At 70.5% G+C, this 12,628-nt stretch carries 8 protein-coding genes; 5 read left to right on the plus strand and 3 right to left on the minus strand.

The features are described from left to right. The first annotated feature begins 294 nt into the window (after positions 1 to 294). On the plus strand, positions 295 to 1,140 hold the full coding sequence (locus AC07ZS_RS28560; RefSeq protein WP_494801821.1) for a ferritin family protein: 846 nt from the start codon (positions 295 to 297) through the stop codon (positions 1,138 to 1,140). On the opposite strand, the gene AC07ZS_RS28565 is transcribed toward AC07ZS_RS28560, so the two are convergent. Then, entirely contained in the window at positions 1,115 to 1,735 is a 621-nt protein-coding gene (locus tag AC07ZS_RS28565; protein ID WP_494801822.1) for a rhomboid family intramembrane serine protease, read from the minus strand. The genes AC07ZS_RS28560 and AC07ZS_RS28565 overlap by 26 nt on opposite strands. Beyond that, positions 1,732 to 4,557: a bifunctional [glutamate--ammonia ligase]-adenylyl-L-tyrosine phosphorylase/[glutamate--ammonia-ligase] adenylyltransferase gene (gene glnE / locus AC07ZS_RS28570; RefSeq protein ID WP_494801823.1), complete on the minus strand. Its 2,826-nt coding sequence runs from the start codon at positions 4,555 to 4,557 to the stop codon at positions 1,732 to 1,734. The genes AC07ZS_RS28565 and glnE overlap by 4 nt, the downstream gene beginning before the upstream one ends. Positions 4,558 to 4,646: 89 nt before the next feature. Between glnE and AC07ZS_RS28575 the strand changes: the two genes are divergently transcribed. The 4 genes from AC07ZS_RS28575 to AC07ZS_RS28590 are packed head-to-tail and all read left to right on the plus strand — an operon-like array spanning position 4,647 to position 12,329. Continuing rightward, a complete protein-coding gene (locus tag AC07ZS_RS28575; protein WP_494801824.1) occupies positions 4,647 to 8,774 on the plus strand; it encodes a YhdP family protein in 4,128 nt (1,375 codons plus the stop codon). 29 nt (positions 8,775 to 8,803) lie between these two features. Further along, positions 8,804 to 9,610, plus strand: coding sequence for a carbon-nitrogen hydrolase family protein (locus AC07ZS_RS28580; protein ID WP_494801825.1), 807 nt, complete (start codon positions 8,804 to 8,806; stop codon positions 9,608 to 9,610). Positions 9,611 to 9,621: 11 nt separating this feature from the next. Beyond that, complete coding sequence (locus tag AC07ZS_RS28585) at positions 9,622 to 11,703, plus strand: two-component system sensor histidine kinase NtrB (RefSeq protein ID WP_494801826.1); 2,082 nt, start codon at positions 9,622 to 9,624, stop codon at positions 11,701 to 11,703. Next, a complete protein-coding gene (locus AC07ZS_RS28590; RefSeq protein WP_494801827.1) occupies positions 11,700 to 12,329 on the plus strand; it encodes a response regulator transcription factor in 630 nt (209 codons plus the stop codon). The genes AC07ZS_RS28585 and AC07ZS_RS28590 overlap by 4 nt, the downstream gene beginning before the upstream one ends. 15 nt (positions 12,330 to 12,344) lie before the next feature. On the opposite strand, the gene AC07ZS_RS28595 is transcribed toward AC07ZS_RS28590, so the two are convergent. After that, entirely contained in the window at positions 12,345 to 12,497 is a 153-nt protein-coding gene (locus tag AC07ZS_RS28595; RefSeq protein WP_494801828.1) for a hypothetical protein, read from the minus strand. Between the last annotated feature and the right edge of the window lie 131 nt (positions 12,498 to 12,628).

Consider the following 12,628-nt stretch of genomic DNA (forward strand, 5'->3'; position numbering starts at 1 on the left):
GTTGGGGCCTCCGGCTGACGACCTTTCAGCCGGAGGCCCCAACAGCAGGCATGCGCCGTGGCGGACAGGGACGTTGGCAACGCTTCGCCTGTAGCTCGTAGCCGGCGCGAGCCATTGAAATGTGAGCTCCCCTTTCCGCCCCGGCGGGGGTGGAAAGGGGCGGGGGGGAAGGCGAGGTGCGACGCCAGTCAAATCCCAGAGAGAACACACACCTCAAACCCATCCGCAACATGATGATTTTCAATAAGATTTTCCCATTGCGCATAAAATGCGAGGCTGTTTAGAAAGACCTGAATGCTCTACCCAGAACTCTTCAAGCAACTCGAATCCGTCCGATGGGACATGGACAAGGACATCCCGTGGGACAAGTTCGACGCCAGCGCGTTGACCGATGAACAGGCCCAGACCATCAAGATGAACGCCATCACCGAGTGGGCGGCGCTGCCGGCCACCGAGATGTTCCTGCGCGACAACCGCGACGATTCCGACTTCTCGGCCTTCATGTCGATCTGGTTCTTTGAAGAGCAAAAGCACTCCCTGGTGCTGATGGAGTACCTGCGCCGCTTCCGCCCCGAGCTCGTGCCCACCGAGCAGGAGCTGCACGACATCCGTTTCGAGTTCGATCCGGCCCCGCCGCTGGAAACACTGATGCTGCACTTCTGCGGCGAGATCCGCCTGAACCACTGGTACCGCCGCGCCAGCGAGTGGCACACCGAGCCCGTGATCAAGCAGATCTACAGCACGCTCAGCCAGGACGAGGCCCGCCACGGCGGCGCCTACCTGCGCTACATGAAGCGCGCCATCGGCAAGTTCGGCAACGAGGCCCGCTCGGCCTTCGCCAAGGTGGGCGTGTTGATGGCCAGCGCGCGCCGCACCGCGCAGGCGCTGCACCCCACCAACCTGCACGTGAACAAGAACCTGTTCCCCAACGACACCATCCAGAGCCGCCTGCCCAACCCCGAGTGGCTGGAGCACTGGCTGGACAAGCAGATCAACTTCGACGCGGTGTGGGAAACGCGCGTGGTCGATCGCATCCTGCACAACATGAGCCTGCTGATGGAGCAGAGCTTCAAGACCGTGCAGGAGCTCAACCGCTTCCGCAAGGCGGTCTCGGTCACCGGCGCACCGTCGGCGGCCTGAGGTCCCTGCCGCTGGCGGGCAGTGCCGCCGCCAGCAGGCCCAGCAGCACGCCCCAGGCTGCGCCCGTGACGTGCGCGGCCTGCACCACCTGGATGTCCGCGTCGGCATCCCATGCCAGGGGGGCGGCCCAACCGCGCTCGAGCACGACCTTGGTGATGACCGCCAGCGTCAGCAGTCCACCCCAGAACCGCGCGCCCCGGATCGGCAGTCGGCCCAGCGCGACCTGCACCGCCAGCAGCAGCGTGCCGGCGTGCATCAGGCCCGAGAGGCCGGTGGCGTAACCGACCTGCGGCCACAGCAGCAATGAGACCTGGGTCAGCGGCCAGGCCAGCAGCCAGGCCAGCGCGCAACGGGTGTCGGGCCGCAACACCCAGCCAGCCGCCGCCACCCCGCCCATGGCGAGCAGGTTGCCGACAAGGTGCGGTGTGCTCAGGTGTACCCAGGCGCTGGTCCACAAGGTCCAGGGGTGCTGCAACCCATCGTCCGCCCGCCAGACCCAGACACTGGCGGGGTTGTCCTGGCCGGCCCACCACATCAGCAGGCTCGCGGCGCCGTGCAGGCCGCACAACGCCCACCAGGCGCGAGGTGGTTTCACGCCGTCGAGGTGGCGCGACCCAGCACGTGCTGCCACAGCGCCAGCACCGCGCGGGAGGCTTCTTCCACCTGCGCCGCGTCCACCTGCGTGGGCGCTTCGTCCAGCCGCGCACGGTGCTGGATCTGGCGCAGCTCGCGGTAGGCGTGGGCCGCCGCCTCGCCCATGCCGGGCTCGAGCAGGCCCGCGTTCTCGGCGCGCCGCAGCAGGTTGATGTTGCCGGTGTTGGCGCGCAGCTCGGGGTGCTCGCGCGAGTGCAGCAGCACGAGGTACTGCACGGCGAACTCCACGTCCACCATGCCGCCCGGGCTGTGCTTCACATCGAAGCGCTCGCCGCGCACCGGGTGCGCCGCGCGGACCTTGCCACGCATGGCGACGATCTCGGCGGCCAGCGAGGCCGCGTCGCGCTCGGCCGTGATGACGGCCTCACGCACCGCGTCGAAGCGGCCGGCGAGCGAGACACCACCGAGCACAAAACGCGCGCGCGTCATGGCCTGGTGTTCCCAGGTCCAGGCCGTGTTGCTGCCGCGTTGCTGCTGGTAGTTGGCGTAGGCCGTGAAGCTGGTGACCAGCAGGCCCGAGTTGCCGTTGGGCCGCAGCGCGGTGTCGATCTCGAACAGGTCGCCTTCGCCGGTCTTCACGGTGAGCCAGTTGATCATCTTGCGCACGAAGGCGGCGTAGATCTCCGAGGCATTCTCGTGCTCGTCCTCGTAGACGAACACGATGTCCAGGTCGCTGCCGTAGCCAAGCTCCTTGCCGCCGAGCTTGCCGTAGCCAATGATGGCGAAGCTGGGCTCGTCGCGGTGGCGGCTCTTCAGGCGCGACCAGCACCAGCGCGCGGTCACGCGCAGCACCGAGTCGGCCAGGGCAGAGAGGTCGTCGGCCACCTGTTCGACGGTGAGCACCTTCTCCACGTCGCGCGCCAGGGTGCGGAACACCTCGGCGTGGTGCGCGCGGCGCAACAGGTTGAGCAGGGCTTCCTCGTCGTCCTCGCCGGTGGAGCGCAATGCCGTGCGCCGCGATTCGAGTTCGTCCTCGAACTGCGCGGCGTCGAAGCGGTCGGTCAGCAGTTGCTGGCTCGCGAGCTCGTCGATCACGCCGGGGTGCTGGATCAGGTAGCGCGCGGGCCACTTGGCCGCACCGAGCAGGCGCAGCAGGCGCTCGTGCACCGATGGCCGCTCCTGCAGCAGCGCCAGGTAGCTCTCGCGGCGCAGCAGCGGCTCGATCCAGTCGGCCATGCGCAGCGCGGCTTCTTCGCTCACGCGGCCTTCGTCGATCCAGGCTCCGGTGCGCTGCACCAGCCGCACCAGGCGCGCGCGGGTGTCTTCGCGCAGCGCGAGCACGCGCGGGTGTTCGCGCCATTGGGCCACCCGGGCCGCGAAGGCCTCGGGCAATTGCTCCAGCACGCCTTGCAGGTCGTCGACGGCGCTGCGCCCGCTGGCGCCGTTCTTCTTGCTGCTGCAGCCCTTGCCGTTGCAGCCGCCGTTGGTGGGGCCCCCGAGCAGGGTGTCGAACTCCTGGGCCACCAGCTCGCGGTGCGCGTCCAGGGCGTGCAGGAAGGCGCAGACGTCGGTGTACCCCAGCGTGGCGGCGAGCCAGGCCAGGTCGTCGTCGCGCGTGGGCATCACGTGGGTCTGCTGGTCGTCCAGGTACTGGATGCGGTGTTCGACCCGGCGCAGGAATTCGTAGGCCTGCGCCAGCGCGCTGGCCGTGGCGGGCGGCATCAGCCCGGCCTTGCACAGGCGCTGCAGCGCATCCAGGGTGGGCCGGGTGCGCAGCTCGGGGAACTGGCCGCCGCGCACCACCTGCAGCAGCTGCACCGTGAACTCGATCTCGCGGATGCCGCCGCGCGAGAGCTTCACGTCGTTCGAGCGCCCGGGGTTGCCGGCCGCGCGCTTGGAGGCGTGGTCGCGGATCTGCCGGTGCAGCGTGCGCAGGGCGTCGAACACGCCGTAGTCGAGGTAGCGGCGGAACACGAAGGGCAGCACGGTGCCGCGCAGGGCGCTGGCGCTGCGGTCCTGCACGCAGGCGGCGGGGGCGATCACGCGGCTCTTGAGCCAGGCAAAACGCTCCCACTCGCGGCCCTGCACCAGGAAATACTCTTCGAGCGCGCCCAGCGACACCGCGCTCGGCCCGGAGTTGCCGTTGGGCCGCAGGGCGAGGTCGACGCGGAACACGTTGCCGTGCTCGGTGGTCTCGCCCACGGTGTTGTAGATGTGCTTGACGGCCTTGCCGAAGTACTCGTGGTTGCTGATGCGCTGGCGGCCCTGGGCGTTGCCGGCGGTCTCGCCGTCCTGGTCGTAGACGTAGATCAGGTCGATGTCGCTCGACACGTTGAGCTCGCGCGCGCCCAGCTTGCCCATGCCGATCACCCACAGCTGCGCGCGTTGCAGCGCGCCCTGGGGCGTGGTGAATTGCGGTGCGCCGTGCAGCTCGTCGAGATCGGCGAAGGCCAGTGCACAGGCCTGGTCGAGCGCGAACTCGGCCAGCTCGGTGACGGCGCGCGTGATCACGGCCAGCGGCGCGCCCTGCTCGCCGTCGAGCACCACCAGGCGTTCGAGCACCAGCTGGCGCAGCACGCGCAGGGCGGCAGGCAGGGGCAGGCCTCGCTCTCGCAGCAGGCCCAGGCAGGTCTGCATGCTGGCGAGCACCGGCTCGCCGGGGGGGAGGCAGGACAGTTCAGCGGCGTAGCGGCGGCGCACCCGCTGCACGAAGCGCGAATGGTCGGCTCGGCGGTCGTCGGCCGTCAGGGACGCACAGGGGTTCACATTTGATGACAAAACGGGCTCTTCCGCTGTGGAACCTGAGAAATGGCTGGCCGTCATAATTTGCGGTGGACATGAATCAAAGCCCGGCTCCCATCGCTCCTGCCACGCGAACCCTCAAGACACTTTCGGTGGCGGCCCGGCTTTGCTTGTGGCTCGTGTTCCTGGCCTGGGGCCTCTTCGTGCTGACCTGGGCAGCGCTGAATTGGTGGATTGTGCCCCGAATCGGCGAATGGCGTCCGGAGCTGGAACGATGGGCCAGCAGCACGGTGGGGGCTCCGGTGCGGGTGGGCGAGATCCGCGCCGACAACACCACCGGCGGCCTGGGTTTCCTGCCTGCTTTCATGCCGTCCTTCGAGTTGCGCGACGTGCAGCTGTTCGACCCGAACGGCCGCGTCGCCCTGCACCTGCCGCTGGTGCGCACGGCGGTCTCGGTGCGCTCTCTCTGGCATGGGAATTTCGAGCAGGTCGTGATCGACCAGCCCGTGCTCGACGTGCGGCGCACGGCGCAGGGCCGCATCGAGGTGGCTGGGCTGGACATGGCGGGCCCGGGCGAACGCGACGGCCGCGCCGCCGACTGGTTCTTCTCCCTGCGCGAATTCGTTATCCAGAACGGCACCGTGCGCTGGACGGACGAGCTGCGCGCCCAGCCCCCGCTGGCCCTGGGGGCATTGACCTTCGTGGTGCGCAACACCGCCCGCACCCACCAGTTCCGCCTCGACGCCACGCCGCCGGCCGAATGGGGCGAGGGCCTGAGCGTGCGGGGGCGCCTGCGCGAACCCCTGATCGAGCTCGGCGGCCGGGCGCCCGGCCAATCGATCTGGCACAACTGGGATGGCGAGTTGTACGCGGACTTCCGCCATGTGGATGTGGCGCGCCTGCGCGCCTATGCCGATCTCTCGCCCTGGGGCGTCGACGTGCGCACCGGACAAGGCGCGCTGCGCGCCTGGGCCGCGGTGGAGAACGGCTCGGTGGCCGGCGTCACCGCCGATCTGGCGCTCGGCGGCGTGGAGGCGCAGCTGGGCCCCGACCTGCCGGCCCTGGCGGTGGACGAACTGCAGGGCCGGCTGGCTGCGCAATGGTCCGAGGCCGGCTTCAGCGTGGCCACCGACGACCTGCGTTTTCGCACCCGCGAGGGCGTGGACTGGCCCGGTGGCCGCCTGCGGGTGCAGCACACCGCTGCCCAGGCCGGGCGCGGGGCCGGCACCGAGCTCAGCGCCGAGCGGCTGGAGCTGGGGGCGCTTGCCGCCCTGGCGAGCCGCCTGCCCTTGCCCGCCGAAGCACGCCAGCGGCTGGAGCAACTGCGCCCGGCCGGCCGGGTGGACGGTTTCACGGCCCGCTGGCAGAACGCGGTCACCGCCGCCGCGTCGGACTGGGCGCCGGAGACCTACCAGGCCCGGGGCCGGGCCAGCGGCCTGTCGCTGGCGGGCGAGCCCAGCGGCCGGATGTCCATTTCAGGGCGTTTCCCTTTGCCGGGCCGGCCCGGCATCTCGGGAGCCACGGTGGACTTCGACCTCAACCAGGCGGGCGGCCGGGCGCACCTCAGCGTGGCGGACGGCACCGTGGAGTTGCCCGATGTGTTCGAGGACCCCAGCGTGCCGGTCGACCAGCTGGAGGCCGATGTGTCCTGGCGCGTGCAGGGCCAGCGCATCGAAGCCCAGCTCGACAACCTGCGCCTGAGCAACGCCGATGCCGAGGGCACGGCCCAGGTGCGTTGGCAGACCAGCGACGTGCCCGCGGGCTCGAACGCCTCGCGTTTTCCCGGCGTGCTCGACCTCAGCGCCACGCTCACCCGCGCCGACGCCACGCGCGTGCACCGCTACCTGCCGCTTACCGTGAATGCCGACGCGCGTCACTACGTGCGCGAGGCGGTGCGCGGCGGCAGCTCGAACCGGGTCGAGTTCCGCGTGCAGGGGCCGGTCGATCACGTGCCCTTCGAGAAGCCCGGCGAGCGCGGTGAGTTCCGCATCAGTGCGCCGCTGCGCAACGTCGACTTCGACTACATCCCGGCCTACCTGCAGCGTGCCGGCGAGGCGGCCTGGCCTGCGCTGCGGGGCGTCTCGGGCGATCTGGTGCTGGACCGCGCCTCGCTCAAGCTCACCGCGCTCGAAGGCGGCGTGGTGAACGCCTCCGGCGTGCGCCTGAGCAAGGGGCAGGTCGACATCGAGCACCTGGGCCACGACGCCGTGCTGCGGGTGAATGCCCAGGCCCAGGGCCCGGCGAACGAGGCCCTGGGTTTCGTGCAGGGCTCGCCGATCAACGCCATGACCGGCCAGGCGCTGGCGCGGGCGCGCACCGGCGCCGGCGCGGCGCAAGTGGGGTTCGCGCTCCAGGTGCCGCTGGCCGATCCCCACGCCACCAAGGTCAGCGGCACCGTCCGGCTCGACGGCAACGACCTGCAGATCACCCCCGATGCCCCCCTGCTCGGGCGCGCCAGCGGCAACCTGGCCTTCAGCGAAACCGGCTTCTCGGTCAAGGCCGCCCAGGCCCGGGTGTACGGCGGCGATCTGCGGTTCGAGGGCGGCATGCAGCCCGATGCCAAGGGTGTGGCCCAGGTGCAGTTCCGCGGCCAGGGCGTCGCCAATGCCGAGGGCCTGCGCGATGCGGGGCTGGGGTTCGTCTCGCGCCTGTTCCAGAACGCCAGCGGCAGCGCGGCCTACACGGCCCAGCTCGGTTTTCGCGCCGGGGTGCCCGAACTGTTGGTGACGAGTGAGCTGCAGGGCCTGGCGCTGAACCTGCCGGCGCCCTTGAACAAGGCGGCCGAGGCCAGCCTGCCGCTGCGCTACGAGAACCGGGTGCTCTCCGTGGTGGGCGAGAGCGCGCGCACCGACCGCCTGGCGATCCAGCTCGGCTCGGCGCTGGCGCCGGTGGTGTCGCTGCGGTACGAACGCGAGCTCGGTGCGGCCGAACCGCGCGTGCTGCGCGGCGCCATCGCCGTGGGGCTGGAAGACGATGCCGCCGCCGCGCTGCCGCCCCAGGGGGTGGAGGCCCATGTGCAGCTGGCGCAGCTCGACACCGATGCCTGGGAGCGTGCGTTCTCCAGCGCCGCCGGGGTGGATGTGCGCACGGCGGCCACCGCCGGTGCCGCGGTGCTGCCGCGCGTGGGCCCGGTCGCCGATGCGAACGCGAGCCTGGCCTACCTGCCCACCACCCTGTCGGTGCGCGCGGAGCGCGTCACGGTGCGCGGGCGCCACTTTCACCGCGTGGTGCTGGGCGGCTCGCGCGAGGGCTCGCAGTGGCAGGCCAACATCGAGGCCAATGAACTCAACGGCTACGTGTCGGTGCGCCAGGCGGGGCCGGGCACGGCGGGCAACGTCTATGCGCGCCTCAAGCGCCTGCAGCTGGAGCCCTCGGCGGCGAGCGATGTCGAGGAGCTGCTGGAGCAGCCCACCGCCAGCGTGCCGTCGCTGGACATCGCGGTGGACGAGTTCACCGTCGCCGGCCGCAACCTGGGGCGCGTCGAGGTGGAAGCCATCAACCGCGGCGGGCCGCTGCGCGGCAGCGAGTGGCGCCTGACCCGGCTGCGCGTCGCCTCGCCCGAGGCGCGCCTGAACGCGACCGGTAACTGGGTCGCCTCCGGCAGCGGCGCGGGCGGCCAGCGCCGCACCGCGCTCAACTTCCGGCTCGACATCGACGACTCCGGCCAGTTGCTCACGCGCTTCGGGCGCGAGGGGCTGGTGCGCGGCGGCAAGGGCCGGCTGGAGGGCAACATCGGCTGGATCGGCTCGCCGCTGGCGATCGACTACCCCAGCCTGTCGGGCCAGATCCACGCCGACATCGAGCGCGGCCAGTTCCTCAAGGTCGACCCGGGCGCCGGGCGCCTGCTGGGCGTGCTCAGCCTGCAGGCCCTGCCGCGCCGGCTGGTGCTCGATTTCCGCGACGTCTTCTCCGAAGGCTTCGCGTTCGACTTCGTGCGGGGCGATGCGCGCGTCGAACAGGGGGTGCTGCACACCAACAACCTGCAGATGAAGGGCGTGAACGCGGCCGTGCTGATGGAGGGCAGCGCCGACATCGCGCGCGAGCGGCAGGACCTCAAGGTGGTGGTGGTGCCCGAGATCAACGCCGGCACGGCCTCGCTGATCGCCACGGCCATCAACCCGGCCATCGGCCTGGGCACCTTCCTGGCCCAGTTCCTGCTGCGCCAGCCGCTGCAGTCGGCCACCACCCAGGAGTTCCGCATCACCGGCAGCTGGGCCGATCCCCAGGTGGACAAGGTCGAACGGGCCTCGCCGCCGGCCGCGGCCGCACCGCGGGACCCCGTTCCCGTGCTGCAGTAAGCTGTCAGGCTTCACCGAAAGGACACCGCATGAAAGTCGCCGCCATCCAGATGGTTTCGGGCATCAGCCTGGATGCCAACCTCAGCGAAGCCCTGCGCCTGCTGCGCCAGGCGGCCGCCGGCGGCGCCGAACTCGCGGTGCTGCCCGAGTACTTCTGCTTCATGGGCGCCCGCGACGAAGACAAGCTGGTGCTGGCCGAAACGCCCGGCCTGGGCAAGGTGCAGGACTTCCTCTCCGACGCCGCGCACGACCTCAAGATGTGGATCGTCGGCGGCACGCTGCCCATGGCCACCGACGACCCCAGCCACGCCGCCAACGCCTCGGTGGTCTACGACCCGCGCGGCGAAAGCGTCAGCCGCTACGACAAGATCCACCTGTTCCGCTACGACAACGGGACCGAGCACTACGACGAGGCCACGGTGCTCGTCGCCGGCGAGACGCCCACGGTGTTCGAGTGCCGCGACCACGCCGGCCAGGACTGGCGCGTGGGCCAGAGCGTCTGCTACGACCTGCGCTTCGGCGAGCTCTACCGCATGCTCGCGGCCGACATCCTGCTCGTGCCCGCCGCGTTCACCTACACCACCGGCCGCTCGCACTGGGAGGTGCTGCTGCGCGCCCGCGCGATCGAGAACCAGGCCTTCGTGATCGCCAGCGCCCAGGGCGGCGTGCACGAGAACGGCCGCCGCACCTGGGGCCACAGCATGGTGATCGATCCCTGGGGCGAGGTCATGTCGCTGCAGGCCGAAGGCCCCGGCGTGGTGCTGGCCGACCTGGACATCGAGCGCTTGCGCAGCGTGCGCCAGCAACTGCCCTCGCTGCAGCACCGCCGCCTCTGATCGCGTCTCTCATGGAAGGCTCCCGACTGCTCCGCGCGTGGCGCGAGGGCCTTCGTTCGCTCCGCTGGCGCCTGTGGGCGGCGCTGCTGCTGCTGGTGGTGACGCTGCTGGGTGTGTTGATCTTCCTGGCGGCCGAGTACGAAGAGGCGCGCGACCAGAACGCGCTGGAGCAGGACGCCGCCGCGCTTGTCAGCGACATCCGCAGCAGCCTGGTGCGCAACGTGCAGACTTTGCAGTCGCTGCACAGCGTGGCGCCGACCACCGATTCCTGGACCTTGCCGGCGTCCGAGCTGATCGCGGAGCACCGGGAGATCGTGCGGCTGGAGTGGCGGGACAACGCGCAGCGGCTGCTCGTCGAGCGCAACACCTCGTTCATTCCCGACCTGTTTGGCTACCTGGACCGCGACCAGGCCCAGCCCGAGGTGCGCCTGGCCTGCGACCACGCCCGGCGCCTGTCCGGGCCGGCCTACTCCACCAGCTACTTCTGGCCGTTGCGCCACGGCAAGGGCCTGGAGCTGATCGAGATGTGCCTGCCCGTCGCGCGCGCCGGCCTGCCGGCGGGCTTCCTGGTGGCCACCTACTCGTTGCCCGGCATGCTCTCGGAGCTGACCAACCGCGAACTGGTGCGCGGCCGGGGGCTGGCGTTCAACGAGGCCGACGGCACGCGCCTGGCCCTGCACAGCATCGTCACCGGCACGCGCCGCATGCTCACCGCGCGCCAGGTGCTCGATCTGCCGGGGCACACCCTGATCCTGCAGTTGCAGAGTCCGCGCACGGTGCGGGGCCTGTTCCCCAACGTGCTCACCGCCGTCGTGGGGGCGCTGTCGCTGGCGCTGCTGTCGGTGCTGTTCCTGCTGGGGCGCGACATCCGCCTGCGCCAGCGCGCCGAGTTCGACGTCGCCCAGGCCCTGGCGTTTCGCAAGGCCATGGAAGACTCGCTGGTGACCGGCCTGCGTGCGCGCGACATGCAGGGCCGCATCACCTACGTGAACCCGGCCTTCTGTGACATGGTGGGCCTCACGGCCGAGCAGCTCGTGGGCACCGGTCTGCCGGCACCCTGGTGGCCGCCCGAGCTGGTCGACGAATACCAGCAGCGCCAGATGGTGCGGCTGGCCGGGCAGGTGCTGCCGCGAGAGGGCTACGAGTCGGTCTTCCAGCGCCCTGACGGCACGCGCTTCCCGGTGCTCATCATCGAGGCGCCGCTGATCAATGCACAGGGCAAGCAGACCGGTTTCATGAGCGCCATCCTCGACCTGACCGAGCAGCGCCGGGTGGAGGAACTCAACCGCGCCTCGCAGGAGCGCCTGCAGGCCACCGCGCGCCTGGCCACCATGGGCGAGATGGCCTCGCTGCTGAGCCACGAGCTCAACCAGCCGCTGGCCGCGATCTCGAGCTACGCGAGTGGCACGCTCAACCTGCTGGAGCAGCCCGAGGGGGCGGACGCCTCGCTGCAGGTCGACCTGATGCAGGCCATGCGGCGCATCGGCGAGCAGGCCGAGCGCGCCGCGCGCGTCATCAAGAGCGTGGCCGACTTTGTCCGCCGGCGCGAACGGGTGCGCGAGCCGGTCACGCCCAAGAGCCTGATCGACGCCATCCTGCCGCTGCTGAGCCTGCAGGCCAAGAAGCAGGGCATCCGGCTGCAGATCCAGGTCGCGCCCGACTGCCCTTCGGTGCTGTGCGACCGCACCCTGGTCGAACAGGTCCTGCTCAACCTGGCGCGCAACGGCATGCAGGCCATGCCGCTGGACGATCCCTTCGCCCGCATGGGCATGCGCGTGCTGCGGCTGGACGTCGGGCCCTCGAGGCTGCTGTCGGGGGAAGCGCCGGACGGGCAGCCACAGAAGACCTGGGTGGCGTTCTCCATCACCGACCACGGCCTGGGCCTGAGCGAGGAGGTGCAGGCCAAGCTGTTCACGCCCTTCTTCACCACGCGGGCCGAAGGCATGGGCCTGGGCCTGAGCCTGTGCCGCACGGTGATCGAGCAGCACGGCGGCGTGCTCACCCACGAGCCCCATCAGCCGCGCGGCACCGTGTTCCGCTTCACCCTGCCGGCCGCGACGGCAAGGGCCCGTCCTCTATCATCGAACCCATGACGCAGCATCCCGAAGCGAAGGTTTACCTGGTCGACGACGACGCCGAGGTGCGTCAGGCGCTGGCCTGGCTGCTGCGCACGCGCCGCCTGCTCAGCGAGGGCTACGACAGCGCCGAAACCTTCGAGGCCGATGCCGCCGTGTGGACCGGGGCGCCCGAGGCGCCGTGCTGCGTGGTGCTCGACGTGCGCATGCCCGGGCTCAGCGGGCTGGCCCTGTTCGAGCGCCTGTTGCAACTGCCGTGGCAGGCCGCGGTGCCGGTGATCTTTCTCTCGGGCCATGCCGACGTGCCCACGGCGGTCGATGCCGTCAAGCGCGGCGCCTTCGACTTCTGCGAGAAGCCGTTCTCGGACAACGCGCTGGTCGATCGTGTCGAGCAGGCGCTGGACCGCTCCGCCGAGGTGCTGGCCCAGCAGCGCGTGAAACGCGAACTGCAGCAGCGGCTGAACAGCCTGACCGATCGCGAGCGCGACGTGATGGACCTGGTGATCGCGGGCCTGCCCAACAAGCTGGTGGCCGACCAGCTCAACATCAGCGTGCGCACGGTCGAGGTGCACCGCTCGCGCGTGTTCGACAAGATGGGCGTGAAGTCGGCGGTCGAACTCGCCAATGTGTTGCGCCCGGCGTGAAGGGCGGCGCTCGCCTCATTCGCCCGCAGGGGGCGGGGCCTTGTCCTTTTTGCCTGGTGCCGCATCCTCCGGCAGCTCGCCTTTCTTGCGGCCTGAAAACATGGTCCACCACACGATGAACACCAGCAACACCATCGCGCCAAGCGCTTCGAGCAACAACAAGGTCATGGAAAGGGGCCGCGGTTCGGCGAAAGTTGGAAGGGACGGCGGCCGGAGGGCGCTGCGCTGGATCGTGAGCGCCCTGATTGTAGGAAGCCTGGCGGCCTGCGCGACCGACCCCCGCACCTATCCCCCCATGC

The organism is Hydrogenophaga sp. GW456-12-10-14-TSB4 (genome assembly GCF_059424305.1).